Source organism: Streptomyces sp. NPDC051064, from assembly GCF_044455985.1.
Taxonomy (GTDB): domain Bacteria; phylum Actinomycetota; class Actinomycetes; order Streptomycetales; family Streptomycetaceae; genus Streptomyces.
The window spans coordinates 246,261-266,656 of sequence record NZ_JBITFK010000008.1; the positions used below are offsets into that span (position 1 = coordinate 246,261).

General features: G+C 71.9%; 19 protein-coding genes. 9 read left to right on the top strand and 10 right to left on the bottom strand.

The genetic code is table 11. The features are described from left to right. Nucleotides 1-160 precede the first annotated feature (160 nt). The 4 genes from ACIBCU_RS27975 (at nucleotide 161) to ACIBCU_RS27990 (ending at nucleotide 4,982) form a co-directional block, all read left to right on the top strand. Nucleotides 161-952, top strand: a complete 792-nt coding sequence (locus ACIBCU_RS27975) for an MIP/aquaporin family protein (protein ID WP_362943043.1) — start codon at nucleotides 161-163, stop codon at nucleotides 950-952. A 40-nt stretch (nucleotides 953-992) separates the two neighbouring features. Continuing rightward, entirely contained in the window at nucleotides 993-2,522 is a 1,530-nt protein-coding gene (glpK, locus tag ACIBCU_RS27980) for a glycerol kinase GlpK (RefSeq protein WP_362943040.1), read from the top strand. Between the two features lie 12 nt (nucleotides 2,523-2,534). Beyond that, entirely contained in the window at nucleotides 2,535-4,145 is a 1,611-nt protein-coding gene (locus ACIBCU_RS27985; RefSeq protein WP_362943037.1) for a glycerol-3-phosphate dehydrogenase/oxidase, read from the top strand. Nucleotides 4,146-4,310: 165 nt separating this feature from the next. Next, nucleotides 4,311-4,982 (top strand): FadR/GntR family transcriptional regulator, encoded by a 672-nt coding sequence (locus ACIBCU_RS27990; RefSeq protein WP_362937771.1) that lies wholly within the window; start codon nucleotides 4,311-4,313, stop codon nucleotides 4,980-4,982. On the opposite strand, the gene ACIBCU_RS27995 is transcribed toward ACIBCU_RS27990, so the two are convergent. Further along, nucleotides 4,971-5,759, bottom strand: coding sequence for an SDR family oxidoreductase (locus ACIBCU_RS27995; RefSeq protein WP_362937768.1), 789 nt, complete (start codon nucleotides 5,757-5,759; stop codon nucleotides 4,971-4,973). The genes ACIBCU_RS27990 and ACIBCU_RS27995 overlap by 12 nt on opposite strands. Beyond that, nucleotides 5,756-7,078 carry an L-fuconate dehydratase gene (locus ACIBCU_RS28000; protein ID WP_399234792.1) on the bottom strand — a complete coding sequence of 441 codons (1,323 nt, stop codon included), beginning with the start codon at nucleotides 7,076-7,078 and terminating at the stop codon, nucleotides 5,756-5,758. The genes ACIBCU_RS27995 and ACIBCU_RS28000 overlap by 4 nt, the downstream gene beginning before the upstream one ends. 229 nt (nucleotides 7,079-7,307) lie before the next feature. Between ACIBCU_RS28000 and ACIBCU_RS28005 the strand changes: the two genes are divergently transcribed. Then, on the top strand, nucleotides 7,308-8,351 hold the full coding sequence (locus tag ACIBCU_RS28005; RefSeq protein WP_362937762.1) for a PAC2 family protein: 1,044 nt from the start codon (nucleotides 7,308-7,310) through the stop codon (nucleotides 8,349-8,351). Nucleotides 8,352-8,436: 85 nt separating this feature from the next. On the opposite strand, the gene mshC is transcribed toward ACIBCU_RS28005, so the two are convergent. The 4 genes from mshC to ACIBCU_RS28025 all read right to left on the bottom strand — a co-directional run bounded on the left by mshC (nucleotide 8,437) and on the right by ACIBCU_RS28025 (nucleotide 12,039). Continuing rightward, complete coding sequence (gene mshC / locus ACIBCU_RS28010) at nucleotides 8,437-9,666, bottom strand: cysteine--1-D-myo-inosityl 2-amino-2-deoxy-alpha-D-glucopyranoside ligase (RefSeq protein ID WP_399234794.1); 1,230 nt, start codon at nucleotides 9,664-9,666, stop codon at nucleotides 8,437-8,439. Nucleotides 9,667-9,808: 142 nt separating this feature from the next. Beyond that, complete coding sequence (locus ACIBCU_RS28015; RefSeq protein ID WP_362937756.1) at nucleotides 9,809-10,669, bottom strand: SCO1664 family protein; 861 nt, start codon at nucleotides 10,667-10,669, stop codon at nucleotides 9,809-9,811. Then, nucleotides 10,633-11,223 (bottom strand): DUF3090 domain-containing protein, encoded by a 591-nt coding sequence (locus ACIBCU_RS28020; RefSeq protein WP_362937753.1) that lies wholly within the window; start codon nucleotides 11,221-11,223, stop codon nucleotides 10,633-10,635. Before ACIBCU_RS28020 ends, ACIBCU_RS28015 begins: the two co-directional genes overlap by 37 nt. Nucleotides 11,224-11,328: 105 nt before the next feature. Beyond that, complete coding sequence (locus tag ACIBCU_RS28025; protein ID WP_362937750.1) at nucleotides 11,329-12,039, bottom strand: histidine phosphatase family protein; 711 nt, start codon at nucleotides 12,037-12,039, stop codon at nucleotides 11,329-11,331. 52 nt (nucleotides 12,040-12,091) lie between these two features. On the opposite strand from ACIBCU_RS28025, the gene corA reads away from it, so the two are divergent. Next, nucleotides 12,092-13,078 carry a magnesium/cobalt transporter CorA gene (gene corA / locus ACIBCU_RS28030; RefSeq protein WP_362937747.1) on the top strand — a complete coding sequence of 329 codons (987 nt, stop codon included), beginning with the start codon at nucleotides 12,092-12,094 and terminating at the stop codon, nucleotides 13,076-13,078. Between the two features lie 6 nt (nucleotides 13,079-13,084). Here the strand turns inward: corA and ACIBCU_RS28035 are convergent, their stop codons facing one another. Together ACIBCU_RS28035 and ACIBCU_RS28040 are read right to left on the bottom strand one after the other, a co-directional pair. Next, nucleotides 13,085-13,873, bottom strand: coding sequence for a ferritin-like domain-containing protein (locus ACIBCU_RS28035; RefSeq protein WP_362937744.1), 789 nt, complete (start codon nucleotides 13,871-13,873; stop codon nucleotides 13,085-13,087). Nucleotides 13,874-14,113: 240 nt separating this feature from the next. Then, the gene (locus ACIBCU_RS28040; RefSeq protein WP_362937742.1) at nucleotides 14,114-15,166 is read right to left on the bottom strand and encodes an LLM class F420-dependent oxidoreductase; all 1,053 of its coding nucleotides are present in this window, start codon (nucleotides 15,164-15,166) and stop codon (nucleotides 14,114-14,116) included. 142 nt (nucleotides 15,167-15,308) lie between these two features. On the opposite strand from ACIBCU_RS28040, the gene ACIBCU_RS28045 reads away from it, so the two are divergent. Together ACIBCU_RS28045 and ACIBCU_RS28050 are read left to right on the top strand one after the other, a co-directional pair. Continuing rightward, entirely contained in the window at nucleotides 15,309-16,292 is a 984-nt protein-coding gene (locus tag ACIBCU_RS28045; protein WP_399234798.1) for an aldo/keto reductase, read from the top strand. Then, entirely contained in the window at nucleotides 16,289-18,529 is a 2,241-nt protein-coding gene (locus ACIBCU_RS28050; protein ID WP_399234801.1) for a helix-hairpin-helix domain-containing protein, read from the top strand. Before ACIBCU_RS28045 ends, ACIBCU_RS28050 begins: the two co-directional genes overlap by 4 nt. Nucleotides 18,530-18,613: 84 nt before the next feature. Here ACIBCU_RS28050 and ACIBCU_RS28055 read toward each other — a convergent pair whose 3' ends face one another. Further along, nucleotides 18,614-19,282, bottom strand: coding sequence for a hypothetical protein (locus tag ACIBCU_RS28055; protein ID WP_362937734.1), 669 nt, complete (start codon nucleotides 19,280-19,282; stop codon nucleotides 18,614-18,616). 47 nt (nucleotides 19,283-19,329) lie between these two features. Here ACIBCU_RS28055 and ACIBCU_RS28060 point away from each other — a divergent pair, with 47 nt between their 5' ends. Then, complete coding sequence (locus ACIBCU_RS28060; RefSeq protein WP_053930948.1) at nucleotides 19,330-19,518, top strand: DUF5703 family protein; 189 nt, start codon at nucleotides 19,330-19,332, stop codon at nucleotides 19,516-19,518. A gap of 51 nt (nucleotides 19,519-19,569) precedes the next feature. Here ACIBCU_RS28060 and ACIBCU_RS28065 read toward each other — a convergent pair whose 3' ends face one another. Then, nucleotides 19,570-20,322: a chaplin gene (locus tag ACIBCU_RS28065; RefSeq protein ID WP_362937731.1), complete on the bottom strand. Its 753-nt coding sequence runs from the start codon at nucleotides 20,320-20,322 to the stop codon at nucleotides 19,570-19,572. Nucleotides 20,323-20,396 lie beyond the last annotated feature (74 nt).

Sequence of the window (20,396 nt, forward strand, 5' to 3'; positions counted from 1 at the left end):
ACGCTTAACGGCAATACGCGTTAGGGTGTGACAGTGCCGAGGGCCGGTCAAGCCCTACAGGTGAAGTGCCCGTTCCGAACGAGTACCCACCTTGGGGTGCGATCCACCGGAGGGACCCGGTGTTTCGCCTTCCCCTGGACGAAGGACAAAGGAGTCACGGGTGTCCAGCTCCGACATCTTCATCGGCGAGACCATCGGTACCGCCGTACTCGTACTGCTCGGCGGCGGTGTCTGTGCCGCCGTCACGCTCAAGCGCTCCAAGGCGCACAACGCCGGCTGGCTGGCCATCACCTTCGGGTGGGGCTTCGCCGTACTGACCGGCGCCTACATAGCCTCCGGCGTGTCAGGGGCCCACCTCAACCCGGCGGTCACGATCGCCCTCGCGATCCAGGGTGGCACCGCGTGGAGCGACGTGCCGCTGTATCTCGCCTCCGAGCTGCTCGGCGCGATCATCGGCGCCGTGCTCGTCTGGGCCGTGTACTACGGCCAGTTCCACGCGCACCTCACGGATCCCGAGATCGTGAAGGACCAGCCGGCCGAGGAGGGCATGGTCGACCAGACGTCGGCCCCGAAAGCGGGCCCCGTGCTCGGCATCTTCTCCACGGGTCCGGAGATCCGGAACGCGGTGCAGAACGTGGTCACGGAGATCATCGCCACCTTCGTACTGATCCTGGCGATCCTCACCCAGGGCCTCAACGACGAGGGCAACGGCCTCGGCGCGCTGGGTGCCCTGATCACCGCACTGGTGGTCGTCGGCATCGGTCTGTCGCTCGGCGGCCCGACCGGCTACGCGATCAACCCGGTGCGCGACCTCGGTCCGCGCATCGTGCACGCGCTGCTGCCTCTGCCCAACAAGGGCGGGTCGGACTGGGGCTACGCCTGGGTACCGGTGGTAGGACCGCTCATCGGGGGCGCACTCGCCGGCGGGCTCTACAACCTCGCCTTCGCCTGAGCCCTCATCTCCGCACCGCACAGACTTCCGGGAGCCAACCGTGACCGACGCACACACCACCGGCCCGTTCATCGCGGCCATCGACCAGGGCACCACGTCCAGCCGCTGCATCGTCTTCGACAAGGACGGCCGGATCGTCTCCGTCGACCAGAAGGAGCACGAGCAGATCTTCCCCAAGCCGGGCTGGGTCGAACACGACGCCAAAGAGATCTGGGAGAACGTCCAGGAAGTCGTCGCCGGGGCGATCGTCAAGGCGGGCATCACCTCCGCCGACGTCAAGGCGATCGGCATCACCAACCAGCGCGAGACCACCCTGCTCTGGGACAAGAACACCGGTGAGCCCGTCCACAACGCCCTCGTCTGGCAGGACACCCGCACCGACGCGCTCTGCAAGGAGCTCGGCCGCAACGTGGGCCAGGACCGCTTCCGCCGCGAGACGGGCCTGCCGCTCGCGTCGTACTTCGCCGGCCCGAAGGTGCGCTGGCTGCTCGACAACGTCGAGGGGCTGCGCGAGCGCGCCGAGCGGGGCGACATCCTCTTCGGGACGATGGACTCCTGGGTCATCTGGAATCTGACCGGAGGTACGGAGGGCGGCGTCCACGTCACCGACGTCACCAACGCCTCGCGCACCCTCCTGATGAACCTCCATACGATGCAGTGGGACGACAAGATCGTCACGTCGCTGGAGATCCCCGCCTCCGTACTGCCGGAGATCCGTTCCTCCGCCGAGGTGTACGGCCACGCCAAGGGCGGCGTCCTCGACGGCGTCCCGGTGGCCTCCGCGCTGGGCGACCAGCAGGCCGCACTGTTCGGCCAGACGTGTTTCGCCCAGGGCGAGGCCAAGTCCACGTACGGCACCGGCACCTTCATGCTGATGAACACCGGCCACACCCCGGTGAACTCGTACAACGGTCTGCTGACGACCGTCGGGTACCGCATCGGCGACCAGAAGCCGGTCTACGCCCTCGAGGGGTCCATCGCCGTCACCGGTTCGCTGGTGCAGTGGATGCGCGACCAGATGGGCCTGATCAAGTCCGCGGCCGAGATCGAGACGCTGGCCTCCTCCGTCGAGGACAACGGCGGCGCGTACTTCGTGCCCGCGTTCTCCGGTCTGTTCGCCCCGTACTGGCGGCCCGACGCCCGAGGTGTCATCGCGGGTCTCACCCGTTACGTGACCAAGGCGCACATCGCCCGGGCGGTGCTCGAGGCCACCGCCTGGCAGACCCGCGAGATCAGCGACGCCATGACCAAGGACTCCGGCGTCGAGCTGACCGCGCTCAAGGTCGACGGCGGCATGACCTCCAACAACCTGCTGATGCAGACGCTCTCCGACTTCCTGGACGCACCCGTGGTGCGTCCCATGGTCGCCGAGACCACCTGCCTCGGCGCCGCCTATGCCGCCGGCCTCGCCGTCGGCTTCTGGCCGGACACCGACGCACTGCGCGCCAACTGGCGCCGTGCCGCCGAGTGGACACCCCGCATGGACGCGGCCACCCGTGACCGCGAGTACAAGAGCTGGCTCAAGGCCGTCGAACGGACCATGGGCTGGATCGAGGACGAAGAGATCTGAGGAGCAATCGACATGACCACCCTGCAGAGCGTCCCCGCCCTCGGGACGCATCCGGCCTCCGGCTCCCTCCCGAGCCGTGCCGAGACCCGGGAGCAGCTTTCCAAGGCGACGTACGACCTCCTGGTGATCGGCGGCGGCATCCTGGGCATCTCCACCGCCTGGCATGCCGCGCAGTCCGGACTGCGGGTGGCCCTGGTGGACGCCGGCGACTTCGCCGGCGCCACCTCCTCGGCCTCCTCCAAGCTGCTCCACGGCGGTCTGCGCTACCTCCAGACCGGCGCGGTGAAGCTGGTCGCCGAGAACCACTTCGAGCGGCGCGCGGTGTCCCGTCAGGTCGCCCCGCACCTGGCCAACCCGCTCACCTTCTACCTGCCCGTCTACAAGGGCGGGCCGCACGGCGCCGCCAAGCTCGGCGCGGGTGTCTTCGCCTACTCGGCGCTGTCCGCGTTCGGTGACGGGGTCGGCCATGTGATCAGCCCGTCCCGGGCCGCGCGCGACGTGCCCGAGCTGCGTACGGACAACCTGAAGGCCGTCGCGGTCTACGGCGACGACCAGATGAACGACGCCCGGATGGCGCTGATGACGGTCCGCGCGGCCGTCGACGCGGGCGCCGTCGTCCTCAACCACGCCGCGGTGACCGGGCTGCGGTTCACCAAGGGCCGCGTCACGGGGGCCGAGCTGGAGGACCGCCAGGACGGCTCGGAGTTCGGCGTCAACGCCCGGCTCGTGCTGAACGCCACCGGCCCGTGGGTCGACCACCTGCGGAAGCTGGAGGACCCTGCCTCCGCGCCTTCCATACGTCTGTCCAAGGGCGCCCACCTCGTCCTCAAGCGCACCCGCCCGTGGAAGGCCGCGCTGGCGACGCCGATCGACAAGTACCGGATCACGTTCGCCCTGCCCTGGGAGGACATGCTGCTGCTCGGCACGACCGACGAGGAGTACGAGGGCGACCCGGCCGATGTCGCGGTCACCGAGAAGGACACGGCGCAGATCCTCGACGAGGCGGCGTTCTCCGTCCGGGACCAGCAGCTGTCCCGCGATCTGATCACGTACTCCTTCGCGGGGCTGCGGGTGCTGCCCGGCGGTCCGGGCGACACGTCCAAGGCAAAGCGCGAGACGGTCGTGACGGAGGGCCGCGGCGGGATGCTGTCGGTCGCGGGCGGCAAGTGGACGACGTTCCGCCACATCGGCCGTACGGTGATGAACAAGCTGGCCGAACTGCCCGGGCACCCCCTCGGCGAGGACATGGAGCCGATGGCACGGCTGCCGAAGAAGGTGCCGCTGCCCGGTATCGCCAACCCGAACGCGGTCGCGCACCGGCTGCTGGTCGACGGCGGTACGCCGGGTCCGCGGATGCCCGCCGACACGGCCCGGCACCTGGCGACCCACTACGGCTCGCTCTCCTTCGACATCGCACGGCTGGCGAACGAGAACCCCGCACTGGCCGAGCGCATCCACCCCGACGCCCCGGAGATCTGGGCGCAGGTGGCGTACGCGCGCGACCGCGAGTGGGCCGAGACGGCGGACGACGTGCTGCGCCGCCGGACGACGCTGACGATCCGGGGCCTGGCGACGGACGGCATCCGGGCCAGGGTCGAGGACATGCTGGCCGACGGACGCTGACGGTCCGCACAGGAAGGGGCGGCTCTCCCGGAGGAGAGCCGCCCCTTCCTGTGCGGCCTGGGCCTTCGGGGCCACGCGCGGGGCTGCGGCCCGGGCGCACGGTACCGGCCCGGGACCGCATAATGAGGTCCATACATCGGATGTCTTGCGCGCGAGGAGGCCTGCATGGCCGTCACCGACGAAGCGATCGAGAAGATCAAGGGAATGATCGTCTCAGGTGCGCTGGCCCCTGGAGACCGTCTCCCCAAGGAGACCGAACTCGCGGCCGAACTGGGCCTGTCGCGCAACTCCCTGCGGGAGGCGGTGCGCGCGCTGTCGCTGATGCGGATCCTCGACGTCCGTCAGGGCGACGGCACCTACGTCACCAGCCTGGACCCGCAGCTGCTCCTGGAGGCACTCAGCTTCGTGGTGGACTTCCACCGCGACGACACGGTGCTGGAGTTCTTCGCGGTCCGCCGGATCCTGGAGCCGGCGGCCACGGCGATGGCGGCCCTGCGCATGACCGAGGAACAGCTGGACGCGCTGAGTGCCCAGTTGGACGCACTGGGCCCGGAGCCCTCGGTGGAGGCGCTGGTCGCCGGCGACCTGGAGTTCCACCGCAGCATCGTCCAGCACTCGGGCAATTCGGTGCTGTGCTCCCTGCTGGACGGCCTGTCCGGCCCGACCACCCGGGCCAGGGTGTGGCGCGGGCTGACCCAGGAGGACGCGGTCGGCCGCACCCTGCGCGAGCACCGGGCGATTCTGGCCGCGCTGCGGGACCGGGACGCCGAGGCGGCCCGGTCCTGGGCGACGGTGCACGTGGCGAGCGTGGAGCAGTGGCTTCGGTCAACCCTGTGAGGGGGCGGCGGGACGCAGCCGCAGGCCCTGCATCCCGCCGTCGACGGCGAGCGCCGTGCCGGTGACGGACGCCGCCGCCGGGCTCGCCAGGTAGACGACGGCCGCGGCCACCTCGTCGGCGGAGACCAGGCGTCCCAGTGGCTGGCGGGCGTCGAGCGCGGCGCGCTCGGCTGCCGGGTCCTCGGCCTGACCGAGCAGCCGGCCGATCCAGGGGGTGTCCGCGGTCCCCGGATTGACGCAGTTGACCCTGATCCCCTCGCGGACGTGGTCGGCGGCCATCGCGAGGGTGAGGGAGAGCACGGCCCCCTTGCTGGCGCTGTAGAGCGCGCGCTGCGGCAGACCGGCGGTCGCGGCGATGGAGCAGGTCTGGGTGATCGACACGGCCCCGGGCCGCCCGGCGGCGGCCCGGCGCAGATGGGGCAGCGCGTGGCGGGCCGTGCGGACCATGCCCAGCACGTTGATGTCCATGACGCGGGTCCATTCCGCGTCCGTGTTGTCCTCGACGGTGCCGATCGAGCCGATCCCCGCGTTGGACACCAGGGTGTGCAGGCCGCCCAGCTCCGCGGCGGCCCGGTCGACGGCGTTCCGTACGGCGTCGTCGTCCGAGACGTCGGCCTCCAGGGCGAGTGCCCCCTCGGGAGCACCCTTGGGATCGAGGTCGAGGACCGCGACTCGCGCCCCACGGGCGAGCAGCAGGGTGGCCACGGCGGCCCCGATCCCGGACGCGCCGCCCGTCACCAGGGCGGACAGTCCGTCGAAATCCTGCGTACCGGTCATCGGTCGGTCTCCTCGGGTGTGCGGGGGGCCTGCCACGCAAGGCCCTGCGGATAGCGGTGTGCGGCGATGGAGGCGGGGAGCATCCGGGCCGAGAAGCCCGGTTCACGCGGGGTGGCGTAGCGGCCGTTCTCGACGACGGCCGGGTCGGCGAAGTGTTCGTGGAGATGGTCGACGTACTCGATCACGCGGTCCTCCAGGCTGCCCGAGACCGCGACGTAGTCGAACATCGAGAGGTGCTGGACGAGTTCACACAGTCCGACGCCTCCGGCGTGGGGGCAGACCGGGACGCCGAACTTGGCTGCGAGCAGCAGGACCGCGAGGTTCTCGCTGACCCCGGCCACGCGTGCGGCGTCGATCTGGACGAAGTCGACCGCGCCCGCCTGGAGCAGCTGCTTGAACACGACCCGGTTGGCGATGTGTTCGCCGGTGGCGACCTTGACGGGCTGCCCGGCGCGGACGGCGGCGTGGCCGAGCACGTCGTCGGGGCTGGTCGGCTCCTCGATCCAGTACGGGTCGTACGGGGCGAGCGCGTTCATCCACTCCAACGCCTCGGCGACGTCCCAGCGCTGGTTGGCGTCGACGGCGATCCGGATGCCGGGGCCGACGGCCCGGCGGGCGAGCGTGAGTCTGCGGATGTCGTCGTCCAGATCGGCGCCGACCTTCAGCTTGATCTGGGTGAAACCGTCCGCGACGGCCTCCTCGGCCAGGCGCACGAGCTTGTCGTCGTCGTATCCCAGCCAGCCGGGCGAGGTCGTGTACGCCGGATAGCCCTCGGCCAGCAGCCGCTCGGTGCGCTCGGCGCGGCCCGGCTCCGCGGCGCGGAGGATGGCGAGCGCCTCCTGCGGGGTGAGGGCGTCGCTGAGGTAGCGGAAGTCGACGAGGGAGACGAGCTCCTCCGGGGTCATCTCCGCGAGGAACTGCCAGACGGGCTTCCCGGCCAGCTTCGCCGCGAGGTCCCAGGCCGCGTTGACGACGGCTCCGGCCGCCATGTGCATCACGCCCTTCTCGGGGCCGAGCCAGCGCAGCTGGGAGTCGTGCGTGAGATCGCGGTACAGGGCGGCGAGGTCCGCGGCCGTACGCGGGGCGGGACGTCCCACCACATAGGAGCGGAGTGCCTCGATGGCCGCGGCCATGACATCGTTGCCGCGGCCGATGGTGAAGCAGAAGCCGTGCCCCTCCGCACCCTCGCCGTCCGTGCGCAGGACGACATAGGCGGCGGAGTAGTCGGGGTCCGGGTTCATGGCGTCCGAGCCGTCCAGCTGTTCCGAGGTGGGAAAGCGGATGTCGTCGACCTCGAAATCCATGACGGTCAGACTCATGTGCGCCCCCAGGGGAATAACATCGGATCTCTCAGTGGTCATCCGATGTATAACCTCCTGCGGACCTCCCAGTCCAGGGTCCGGACCAAGTTTGATCATTTTCCGTCGGTACAGCTCGGATGAATCAAGAGGTGGCACGCTTCACTTCCGCGCGCAAACGGCTGCGTCGGAGGAGTGCGGAAGCCGTAAGGTTGGTCTGTACACAAGGGAACTTCGGAAGGAGGCCTGGGTGATCGAGCTCGAGGGGGTACCCGAGCTGATCGACCCGGTCATGGTGGCCGCGTTCGAGGGCTGGAACGACGCGGGTGACGCCGCCTCCACAGCGGTCGCGCATCTGGACCGGGAGTGGAAGGGCGAGGTCTTCGCGGCGCTCGACGCCGAGGACTACTACGACTTCCAGGTCAACCGGCCCACGGTGTGGCTGGACGGTGGGACACGCAAGATCACCTGGCCCACCACCCGGCTCTCCGTGGTGCGGGTCGGCGGCGAGAAGCCCCGTGATCTGGTGCTGATCCGCGGCATCGAACCGTCCATGCGCTGGCGTTCGTACTGCAACGAGATCCTGGGCTTCGCCCATGAGCTGGGCGTCGAGATGGTCGTCATCCTGGGGGCGCTGCTCGGCGACACCCCGCACACCAGGCCGGTACCCGTCAGCGGGGTCACCTCGGATCCGGACCTGGCGAGGACCATGGACCTGGAGGAGACCCGGTACGAGGGGCCGACCGGCATCGTGGGCATCCTCCAGGAGGCCTGCACGCATGCGGGGGTGCCCGCGGTGAGCCTGTGGGCGGCGGTGCCGCACTATGTGTCGCAGCCGCCGAACCCGAAGGCGACACTGGCGCTCCTGAACCGCCTGGAGGATCTGCTCGGACTGCGGATCCCGCTGGGCGAGCTCCCCGAGGACGCCCGCGCCTGGCAGCTCGGGGTCGATCAGCTGGCCGCCGAGGACAGCGAGGTCGCGGAGTACGTGCAGACGCTGGAGGAGGCGCGGGACACCGCCGAGCTGCCCGAGGCGTCGGGAGAGGCCATCGCCCGCGAGTTCGAGCGCTATCTGCGGCGCAGGGACATCGGCGGCCCGGGCCAGGCACCGGGCGGTCACGCCACGGAGAGCGGTGACGTGCCCTACCTGCGGGACACCTCCAGCGGTCGTACGAGACCGCCGAAGCCGCAGCGCCCGGAGAAGGACAAGGGCCGGCCGAAGGACGCCGACGGGGGCACGACGCCCGAGGACCCGCCGCCCGCAGGGCCGGACGAGGACGCCTCGGACGACTGACCACCCGCCCCCCGCACGGGGAACGGCCCCGGACTTCGTCGATCTCTCGCGAAGTCCGGGGCCGTTCGGCGGTCTGTGGGCAGGGTCAGAGCGCGACGCCCAGCAGGGCGTCGACGGTACGTGAGACGAGCCCGGGCGCACCCTCGTCCGTGCCTCCGCCGGAGTTCTGCTCCGCGGCCCAGCGGTCCACGGCGGCGAGGGCGGCCGGGGCGTCCAGGTCGTCGGCCAGGGCCTCCCGCACCTCCTCGACGAGCGCGTCGGCGGGGAGTCCGTCGGGACGGGAGACGGCGGCACGCCACTTGGCGAGACGCTCGACGGCGTCGGCGAGTACCTGGTCGGTCCACTCCCAGTCGGCCCTGTAGTGGTGGGCGAGCAGGGCGAGCCTGATCGCCGCGGGGTCCACGTCGTCCCGGCGCAGCGCCGACACGAAGACGAGGTTGCCCTTGGACTTGGACATCTTCTCGCCGTTCAGGGCCACCATGCCGGCGTGTACGTAGGCGCGGGCGAAGGGGTGCTCACCCGTCAGCACCTGAGCGTGCGAGGCGCCCATCTCGTGGTGCGGGAAGGCGAGGTCGGAGCCGCCCCCCTGCACGTCGAAGCTCATCCCGAGGTGGTCGAGCGCGATGGCGACGCACTCGATGTGCCAGCCGGGCCGGCCACGGCCGAGGGAGCCGCCGTCCCAGCTCGGCTCGCCCTCACGGGCGGCCATCCAGAGCATCGGGTCGAGCGGGTTCTTCTTGCCGGGGCGCTCCGGGTCACCGCCGCGCTCGGCGGAGAGCAGCCGCATGGCCTCGGCGTCGAGGCCGGAGACCTCGCCGAAGTGCCGGTCGCACTCGACGGAGAAGTACACGTCGCCGTCGAGTTCGTAGGCGGCGCCCGCGTCGCGGAGGCGCTCCACGAGCGGCACGATGCCGGGTATCGCCTCGACGGCCCCGATGTAGTGCTTCGGGGGGAGCATGCGCAGGGCGGTCATGTCCTCCCGGAAGAGGGCCGTCTCGCGCTCCGCGAGCTCGGTCCAGTCCTCGCCGTCGCGCACGGCCCGCTCCAGCAGCGGATCATCCACGTCGGTCACGTTCTGGACGTAGTGAACCTGCCGCTTGGTGTCGAGCCACACGCGCTGAACGAGGTCGAACGCGTTGTAGGTCGCCGCATGACCCATATGGGTCGCGTCGTACGGCGTGATGCCGCAGACATAGATGCGGGCGACGGGACCGGGGTCAAGGGTGATCCGTCCGCCGGTCGCGGTGTCGTGGATCCGAAGGTCGCGGCCCTTGCCAGGCAGGGCGGGGACCTCAGAAGCGGGCCAGGCATGCATGTCATGAGCGTAACCGGACGATGCTTCCGGATACGAACCGGATGGCAGATCGTGGCCGAAGAGGCGGTCTTGCGGGCCGGGCGGTTTTCGCCTACGCACCGGGCCCGGAGCGGCCCACCGCTCCGGGCCCGGTGGGCCGGTGTCACACGGGCGGCCACGGGATCGGCGGCCAGTCACCGCTCGGCAGGGGGTGGCGGCCGGACTTGCGGAGGCTCTCCACCCGGCCGCGCAGGGCCTCGATCTCCGCCGCGGTGATCAGGTCCCCCAACCGGGTGGCGAGCGCGGCGCCCGGTTCCAGGCCGGCGGAGAGCCGGTCGAGCACCTCGGCCGCCTCCGCCGTCAGCGGCTCGCCCGCCCACCCCCAGAGGAGCGTGCGCAGCTTGTCGTCGGCGTTGAAGGTGACGCCGTGGTCGATGCCGTAAAGCCGCCCGCCGGGGGCGGACAGCAGGTGCCCTCCCTTGCGGTCACCGTTGTTGATCACCGCGTCCAGGACCGCGAGCCGGCGCAGCCGGGGATCGTCGGCGTGCACCAGCAGGGCGGTCCTCCCCTCCCCCACCTCGGCGAAGCCGACCGCCTTCCAGCCGTCCCCGGGCTCCTCGGCCTCGACGAGCGCGAGCAGGGGCGGCAGGCCGTGGGCGGACGCCGCGGCGTCCTCGTCGCCGGCCTCCGCCTCGATCCACAGCTGGCACATCCCCTCGCCGTAGGGGCCCTCCCGCAGCACCGTGGGCGGCACGAGTCCCCAGCCGGTGGCCTCGGAGATCTCGTACGCGGCGACCTCACGCCGGGCGAGCGTGCCGTCGGGGAAGTCCCAGAGCGGCTGCTCGCCGGCGACCGGCTTGTAGACGCAGAGGCGTTCCTCGCCCTCGTGCGCGACGGTGCAGTGGAGCACCGCGTTCGACGCGCCCCTGACCCGGCCGAGGACCGTGAGCTCCCCCTCGGCGAGCAGGGTGCGCAGCCCCGCCTCCGTCAGGCCCCGCGACGGTATCCGTTCTGGCGCGGGCATACGTGTCCTTCCGGGTCGAGGGGGAGGCTGCAGAGCGGGCAGGGCGGGCGGCCCGCGTTCACGACGTCCAGCGCGCGCTTGGCGAACGCCCGCGCCTGAGCACCGCTCAGCCGGACGCGCAGCATCGGCGGGCCGTTCTCCTCGTCCTGCAGAAGCTTTTCCTCGGCCTCGGCGAGGTCGTCCTCGGAGTCGGCGTCCAGTTCGACGAGGGCCTGCGCCTCGACGATCATGCGCTGCTCCTCGCCGTCCCAGGCGAGTGCCATCGTGCCGACCCTGAACTCCTCCTCGACGGGGGCGTCGAGCGGAGCGCTGTCGGTGACGTCCATGGGTGCCACTGCGGGCACCGGTGAGTTGCCGCCGGTCCGCCGCACGACCTCGTCGAGGAGTTCGTCGATCCGTTCGGCCAACGCGGCGACCTGCGTCTTCTCCAGGGCCACGCTGGTGACCCGTCCGCGCGAGGATGCCTGCAGGAAAAACGTACGGCGGCCAGGCAGCCCGACCGTACCGGCCACGAAACGGTCCGGAGGGTCGTAGAGGAACACCTGACGGGACACGTCCTGTCTCCCTTGAGAATGTGATGGCGGATGGGGGCGGCCCCGGGGCCCTGCGAGATGTCCCGCAAGGCCTCTACGGCGCGTCCACCCTACTGCGCGGAGCGATCACGGTGCCCCAGCGCCGCCCCCGACGGCCGCATCCGTTGCCCTCTCCCCTGCCGCGTCGGCCCCGATGGCCTGTTCACGTGGTGCCAGGGACGCGAAGTCGCCGGTGTCGCCGAGGCGGAGGAGGAACGGGCGCAGCGAGGTGTAGCGGATCGCGGTGACGGAACACGGGTCGGCGTGCAGGCGCTGGAAGAGGTCGAGGTGCATGCCGAGCGCGTCGGCGACGAGTGCCTTGATGATGTCGCCGTGCGAGCACATCACATACGTGGCGTCCTCGCCGTGCTCCGCCTCCACACGGGAGTTCCAGTCCCGCACGGCGTCGACGGCCCGGGCCTGCATGGCCCGCATGGACTCACCGCCGGGGAAGGCGGCGGCCGAGGGGTGCTGCTGGACGACCCTCATCAGCGGTTCGTCGGAGAGTTCGGCGAGCTTGCGCCCCGACCAGTCCCCGTAGTCGCACTCGCTGATCCGGTCCTCGGTGTGGAGCGGGAGGTCCGGGCGGGCGTCGAGCAGCGGCTGGAGCGTCTCGCGGCAGCGCTGCAGCGGGCTGCTGACGGCCGCCACGAGCGTGAGGGCGGCCAGGCGGCCGGGCAGCGCGGCGGCCTGTTCCCCACCGCGTTCGTCGAGGGAGACGCCAGGGGTCCGGCCGGCGAGCACTCCGGAGGTGTTGGCGGTCGAGCGTCCGTGGCGTACAAGGATGAGCGTGGGCATACCTGCCAGCGTAGAGGTGCGTGAATGCTTCGCGGCAGGGAAGAATGCGCGGGTGATCGTCGACTGCGGAATTTACCGGGACGGGCGCCGGACCGAAGGTCCCGCCGACTTCTCCGATGCCCTCGACGAGGCACGCGCCACCGGGGACGCCTTCGTCTGGATCGGGCTGCACGAGCCGACGGAGAAGGAGTTCGACCTGGTCAGCAGCGAGTTCGCACTGCATCCGCTGGCGGTGGAGGACGCCCTGCGCGCCCATCAGCGGCCGAAGCTGGAGATCTACGACGACTCCCTGTTCGTCGTCATCAAGCCGGTGGTCTACGAGCAGGAGAGCGACACCGTGAGCGCCGGTGAGCTGATGCTGTTCATAGGCGACTCCTTCGTGGTGACGGTGCGCCACGGCGAGGGCGCCCCGCTCGCGGCCGTACGGACCCGGCTGGAGGCCGAGCCCGAGGTCCTGAAGCACGGGCCCACGTCGGTGCTCTACGCGGTCAGCGACGCGGTGGTGGACCACTACATCGAGGTCGCGGCGGAGCTCCAGGTCGACCTGGAGGAGCTGGAGGCCCAGGTCTTCGCCCCGACCGGCTCCAGGGACTCCTCGAACACGGCGGCGAGCATCTACACCTTCAAGCGGCAGGTGCTGGAATTCCGCCGGGCGACCAATCCGCTGAGCGCGCCGATGGCGCGGCTGTCGAGCGCGGGGGTGCCGTTCGTCGACGCCGGTTCGCAGCCGTTCTTCCGGGACGTGAACGACCATCTGACACGTGCCGTCGAGCATGTGGAGGGGCTCGACCGGCTGCTCTCGGACATTCTGTCGGCGCATCTGGCGCAGGTGGGCGTCCGGCAGAACGACGACATGCGGAAGATCTCGGCGTGGGCCGCCATGGCCGCCGTACCCACCATGGTGGCGGGGATCTACGGCATGAACTTCGAGCACATGCCCGAACTCGGCTGGCCCTGGACCTACCCGGCGGTGATCGCGCTGATGGGTGTCGCCGTGGCCGGGCTGTACCGCCTGTTCAAGCGCCGGGGCTGGCTGTAGAGCGTCTCAGGCGTACTCGTTCTCGGGCAGGGCCGGGCCGCCGAGCGCGTCGCGCAGGGCGGGCTGTTCGAGGCTCACCATGCGCCGCCATCCCACCAGCCGCTCGTAGGCGTGCATCGCGTGGATGCCCGCGACGAGTACGGCGGACTTGGCGCGGGGCCAGCCCAGCACGGCGCCCATGTGCCTCATCACGGCGATGCTGACGTCGCGGTACACGCGGATCTCGGCCTGCGCGCACTCCCGCAGGACGGACTGGATCGTCCGTCCGTGCCCGGCCCCGGCGAAGCGCAGGAGTTCCTCGTGGCAGTACGCGAGGTGGTTGTCCTCGTCCTGGGAGATCATCTTCACGGCGCGGCCGAGGACGGGGTGTCCGGCGAAGTGCTTGAGCAGGAGCCGCATCTGCTCGGACGCCCGCTGTTCGGTGACCCTGCTGTGGGCCAGGTAGACGATGATGTCCCGTTCGGTGAGCGGCTCCTCACGGCTGAGCCGGTCGTGTGCCAGGCCGATGCCGTTGCGCTCCAGCAGGAGGGTGTAGTCGGTCTCGTACGGCACCGTCACCGGCTGGAGCCCGCGCTGCTTCAGCAGGGCGTTGAAGATCCGGCCGTGCTTGTCCTCGTCGGCACCGTGCCGGGCGACCTTGGGCGCCAGCTCGCGCAGTCCCGGGGGGACGAGCGCGGCGATGCGACCGTTCTCCCAGCCGCCCTGCGTCTCCCCGCCGGCGGCGATCGAGCAGAACAACCGGAACGACTCGTCGTTGTCGAGGATCTCCTGGAACAGACTCTTAGCCGAGAGCATCACTGCCACCTTTCGCACCGGTGTCCGCAGAGGCACAGTCAAATTCGGTACGCGTCGGTAGGCAACACGGGACGGGCCCGGCAGGGCCGAACGGGCGCCCGGCGGCGGCCGGACCTGCCCGGGCGTCCCGGGAGGAGTACGGGGCGTAACGCGGGAGCCGTGCGGGGCGTTGTTCCGTGTGACGGCCGTGGCGGGGAGGACCCCCGAGCCCCCACCACGGCCGTAGTGCGGCGCCGGTGCTTACGCGGCGAGGCCGGAACGCTCCAGGGCGTCGGTTCCGGCGCGCAGGGCCGCGAGCCGCTCGTCGAGCGTGAAGCCCGCCGGGGCGAGGGTCAGCGTCGTGACGCCGGCGGCCGCGTACGCCTGCATCCGGTCGGCGATCCGGTCCACCGAGCCGAGCAGCGTGGTCTGGTCGATCAACTGGTGCGGTACGGCGGCCGCCGCGCCGGCCTTGTCGCCGGACAGGTACTTGTCCTGGATCTCGGCGGCTTCCTTCTCGTAGCCCATGCGCTGGGCGAGCTGGTTGTAGAAGTTCTGCTTGCGGCTGCCCATGCCGCCGACGTAGAGCGCGGTGTACGGGCGGAACATGTCGGCGAGACCGTTGATGTCGTCGCCGACGGCGAGCGGCACGGTGGGACAGACGTCGAAGCCGTCCATCGTCTTCCCGGCCTTCTCCCGCCCGGCCCGCAGGTGCTTCACCGCGGTCTCCTCCAGGTGGTCGGCGGAGGGGAAGATCAGCAGGGCCCCGTCGGCGATCTCACCGGTCTGCTCCAGGTTCTTCGGGCCGATCGCTGCGATGTAGAGCGGGATGTGCTCGCGCTGCGGGTGGACGGTCAGCTTGATGGGCTTGCCCGGGCCGTCGGGCAGCGGCAGCGTCCAGTGCTCGCCCTCGTAGGACAGGCGCTCCCGGGACATCGCCTTACGCACGATCTCGACGTACTCGCGGGTGCGGGCCAGCGGCTTGTCGAACTTGACCCCGTACCAGCCCTCGGAGACCTGCGGTCCGGAGACGCCGAGACCGAGACGGAAACGGCCCCCGGAGAGCGAGTCGAGGGTGGCCGCGGTCATGGCCGTCATGGCGGGCTGGCGGGCCGGGATCTGCATGATGGCGGAGCCCACGTCGATCGACTCGGTCCGGGCGGCGACCCAGGCGAGCACCGTCGGCACGTCGGAGCCGTACGCCTCGGCCGCCCAGCAGACGTCGTAGCCGAGCCGGTCGGCCTCCTGGGCGACGGCGAGGTTGTCGCCGTCCATCCCCGCACCCCAGTAACCGAGATTGATGCCGAGCCGCATACCCACGCTCCCTCTACTGATCAGTAACGTTCCTGTGTCCCGGACTCTAGCGCGGGGCGCCGGAATCCGGCAGGCTCGCCGGCGACGACGGTTGTCCACAGGCCTCCACCCCGTGGTGCCTTGGCCAGTAATCTCAGCGCCCATGGAGCAGAGGCATCTCGGCCGTACCGGCCTTCGCGTGTCCCGGATCGGGCTGGGCACCCTCACATGGGGCCGGGACACCGACGAACACGACGCAGCGGACCAGCTCAAGGCCTTCTGGGACGCGGGCGGCACCCTCGTCGACACCGCCGACGTCTACGGCGGCGGGGAGGCCGAATACCTGCTGGGGCGCCTTCTGGACACTCTGGTACCACGGCAGGACCTGGTCGTCGCGACCAAGGCGGGCAGCGTGCCCGACCCCCACCGCCGCTTCGACGGATCGCGGGGGCATCTCCTCGCCGCGCTCGACGCGTCCCTCCGGCGGCTCGGGACGGACTACGTCGACCTGTGGCAGATCCACGCCTTCGACCCCGTGACGCCGCTGGAGGAGACCCTGCAGGCACTGGACCTGGCGGTGTCCTCGGGGCGCGTCCGGTACGCCGGAGTGTCCAACTTCAGCGGCTGGCAGCTGGCCAAGGCGGCGACCTGGCAGCTCGCCGCGCCCGGGCTGCGCACCCGGCTGGCGTGTACGCAGATGGAGTACTCGCTGCTCCAGCGGGGCGTCGAGCGGGAGGTGCTGCCGGCGGCGCTGGACCTCGGGGTGGGGCTGCTGCCGTCGTCCCCGCTGGGCCGCGGTGTGCTGACCGGCAAGTACCGCACCGGCACGCCGTCCGACTCGCGCGGGGCCTCCGAGCATCTGGCCCCCTTCGTCGAGCCGTACCTCGACGAGGCGGCGGGCAGGATCGTGGACGCGGTGGCCACGGCCGCCGACGGCCTCGCCACGACACCCCTCCAGGTCGCGCTGGCCTGGGTGCGGGACCGGCCGGGAGTGGTGGCTCCGGTCGTCGGCGCGCGCAACGCGCAGCAGCTGACCGAGGCGTTGTCAGTGGAGGCGCTTAGTCTTCCTGACGAGATCTGCCAGGCGCTCGACGATGTGTCGGCGCCCGTGCACCGCTATCCCGACCAGGACTGGAGCACGCTGTGACTGCGCATCCCCGGGGAGAATCCCCGGATCCCGCGGCCGAGGACCACGAGGCCGTCGAGGACGCCGTTACCCAGGCCGTCGACACGCCCGGCACGCCCGACGAGGGCGGCGCGGGGAGCGCGGAGGGGGCGGACGACGGCGCGGAGGGCGCACAGGACCTGGAGCAGGCTCCCGGGGCGCCCGCTTCCCCCGCGCCCGCTCTCTCGGAGGCCGAGGCGGAGCTGGCCGCGCAGCGCGAGCTGCGCGAGCGGATCGAGCAGCGCAAGGCCGAGAAGGAAGCGCCGATCGCGGCGGGTACGAAACTGAGCGGGCCGGCGGCGGATCTGCTCGCGGCGGTGCGCGCGGTGGAGAGCGGCGAGAAGCCGGGCACCGCCTTCTTCGACTCACCCGCCTCGGCGCCCGCACCCCGCCGGGTGGCCCCCGCCGCCCCGGCCGCGCCCGTGCGTCCCTCCCCTGCCCCGGAGCGGCAGGCTCACCGGGCCGCGTCCCCCGAGGCCGCCGCCTCGGTCGCGGAGGTGCTCGCCGAGGGCGGGGCCCCCGCGGCCCTGGCAGGCCCTGCCGCCGCCAGACTCGGCGAAGGGGCCGCGGGTGTCCTCCGGGAGGATCCGTGGCAGCTGCTGGGCGTGCCCGGCGTGCGGCCCGAGCAGGCGGACGGCTTCGCGCGGGCGCTGCTGGGCGCCGGGTGCGGGCCCGACGACGAGCGGCGCACGGCGGCCCTGGTGGGCTGGCTGCTGGAGCGGGCGGCGCTGCGCGGCCACACGGCGATGGACGCCGACGAGGTGCGGACGGCGCTCGCCGGATTCGCGGTGACCGATCCCGGGGAGGCCGTCCAGCAGGCCGCCGCCGAGGGCGTCGTGCTGGTCTTCCAGGACGACGAAGCCGACGACGGCGTCACGGAGCCGGAGGGCGACGAGGAGGCCGGGGAGACGCCCGAGGACGGCACGCGGGGGGACGAGGAGCCGGTCAGGGTGCTGCTGGGCCTCGACCGGTACGCCCTGGCCGAGGAGAGCCTCGCCGACGGGCTGGCACGCCTCGTCAACACCTGCGAGAAGGGCGCCGACTGGGCGGAGGCCGCTGCCGGCGCTCCGTCCCCTTCGGCGGGCGAGCTGATCCGGGCTGCCGCGACGGGGGGCCTGGTCGCCCACAGCGGGGGCGAGACCGCCCGGGCCGAGCCCGCCGCCCTCGTCGCCGCCGCGCACGGCCTCGGGCTGCGGGCCCTGGGCACCACCCACAGCGAGGACGGGCGGCGCAGGCTGGCGGCCGCGGTCGGTGACCCGGGCTCCGCCGTCACGCTCTCCGCCCTGCTCTCCGGCGACGGCGGGCCCGGCCGGGACGCGGACGGCGCGTTCGCCCTCGACGTGCTGGTGGTGCTGGACGCCCCGCAGCTCGACGTGGAGACGGCCGCGATGCTGGTGGAGTCCCTCGCCGACGGGACGCGGCTGATCCTGAGCGGCGACCCGGGAGTGCTCGGGTCGGCCGGTGCGGGCCGGGTCTTCGCCGATGTGATCGCGGCTCGGGCCTGTCCGCACGTGGTCTCGCGCACGCCCGACCCCGGGCCGATCGGCGAGCTGGTCTCCGGCATCGGGGCCGGGGAGCTCGCCCAGGTCGAGGCGCCCGGCAAGGAAGTGGTGATCGTGCCCGTGCGGGACGCGGGTGAGGCGGTCCACCGCACGGTGCAGCTGGTGGCCGACTCGGTGCCGCGCGCCATCGGCGTACCCTCCTCCGACACCCAGGTGATCACGGTAGGGCACGGCGGCTCGGCGGGCACGACGGCGCTGAACGCCGCGCTCAAGCAGCGGCTCAATCCGGGGCCGGGCCGGTTCGGCGGCTTCGATCCCGGCGACCGCGTGGTCCACGTCCCCTCGCCCGGCAGGGCGGTGCCCGGCTCGGTCGTCTCGGCCGACGCCGAGGGCCTGCACCTGGACTGCGCGGGCACGCCCGTCGTCGTTCCGCAGGACCGGGTGGAGACCTCGGTACGCCACGGCTGGGCGCTCAGCGCCCACCAGGCGGCCGGGATGCGCTGGCCCGCCGCTGTCGTCGTCCTGCCCGGCGACGCCGCGCAGGGGCTCAGCAGGCCCTGGGTGTACACGGCGTTCAGCCGTGGGGAGCGGCACCTGTCCGTGGTGCACGGCGTGGACCAGGCCCTGCCGCGCGCGGTGGCCGAGGTGCCCGCCCAGGAGCGGACGACCCGGCTGCGGCCCCTGCTGGAGGCGCTGCCCACTCCGGACGCCTCGTAGGCCCGTCCCTGGGCTCCGACACCTCGCAGGACGTCGGACGCCGGCCCCGGCGCGCTGCGCGCCCGGGGCCGGCGGACGGTCGGATCAGGCGCGGTCCGGGACGATGTCGTCCAGGTCCTCGTCCGGCTCGTCCTCCTCGTCGAAGACGGAACTGACGTCGAAGCGGCAGACCACCATCGCGGGATCCGCCTCGTCGAACGGCGCCCCGAGCCACTCCCCCGGCTCGGGAAGCTCCTCCACGGCGGAGACCCAGAGGGTGGAGTCGCCCTCCTCCAGGCCGAACTCCTTGTGCCGGGATGCGATTTCGTCCGCCTCGTACTCGCCGAAGACCACTCCCAGCGCGGCATGCACGCCGGCACCGGCGGCCGCCACGGCGCCGGCGCCCCCGTCCTGTCCGTCCGGATCGAGGTCGGCGAGCCGCTGGGCCTGGGCGAGCAGCCGCGCGGGCTCCGCCACCGCGTAGTCGCGCCTGACCAGCACGCTGACGGCGTGCGGCTCCTCCGGGCCCGCATAGGGCGGGAGGGAGTCCTCCGCGGCCGGGATCTCGAAGGGGGTGACCTCGTCGTAGCGGTCGTAGAGCAGTTCGTCGTAGACCTCGGCCGCAGCGGCCAGTGCGTTGAACGCGTCGTAGACGGCGGGATCGTCGTCCCCGGTACGGCGTTCGACTGCCTGGAGGTGGCGGTCGAGCGCGGTTTTGACGGCATCGGCGGCGGCGCGTACCTCGGCAGCGGTGGGCTGCGCAGCATCAGACATAGGACAGACGCTATCCGTACCGGGGGTCTGCCCGCACAATAGATGCGATGCCGGAATACGAATTCATCGACGTGTACGTGCCGCGCGGGGTGTCCCGCAAGGAGGCGGCCCGCCTGCTGACCGACCATGCCGAGTACGGGCACTGGGAGTTGGACCGGCTGACGCTGCGCCGTGACGGCAGCCGCCGGGTGCGGCTGCGCCGCCGCATCATCCGCCAGCTCCGGCCCACCTGGTAGGACGGAGCGGGTCCCGCGTGCGCGGAACCCGCTCGTCGGACCGCTGTCGCGCTACCGCTGTGCGGCGCCGCGCGAACGCCGGTACAGGACCGTGCCCGCACCCGCGAGCAGCATGCCCGCGCTCGCCGGAATGAGCAGGTCGAGCCCGCCCCCGCCGGTCTGCGCGAGCTGCTCGCCCGTCACCAGCTGGGTCTCGGGGGCCGGAGGGGCGTCCGGCGTGACCGGCTTCTCCGGGGTGTGCGGCGTCTGCGGCACGACGGGAGGCGGGGCCGTCTCCGTGTCGTTCTCGCAGCCGTTGCCGAAGACCGGGTTGAGCAGTCCGCCGACGGTGACGCTGTTGCCGCAGACGTTCAGCGGGATCTCCACCGGTGCCTGCACCTGGTTGCCGGAGAGGATCCCGGGGGACCCCTTCGTCTCCGCCTGGGCCGAGGTGCCGGAGGCGCGGTGCCTGCCCGTCCCCGCCCCGCTGTCCCCCGCCTCTTCGTGCCCGGACGCCCGGCTCCCGGAGCCGTGACCGGACGACGCACCGCCGTCGGAGGTGTGCGCGTGGCCGGACTCCGAAGTTCCGTTTCCGCAGTCGTTTCCGCTCGTGGGGTTGAGCAGACCGCCGACGTCCACGGAGTTTCCGCACACGTTGACGGGTACATCGATCGGGACCTGGATCGAGTTCCCCGAGAGCACTCCCGGTGAACCCGACGCGGCGCCGGCCGCTCCCGCGTCGGCGTGCGCGTAACCGCCGCCGAGCGCGAGCACTCCGCCCGCCGCTGCCATGGTGATCAGGCCTTTACGTGTGACCTGTCGCATAGGATGTCTTCCTGCCTTCTGCCTACCGAAATGCCCCGGGCACAGCCGTGCTGGGGGCCGAATGCCCAGCGGCC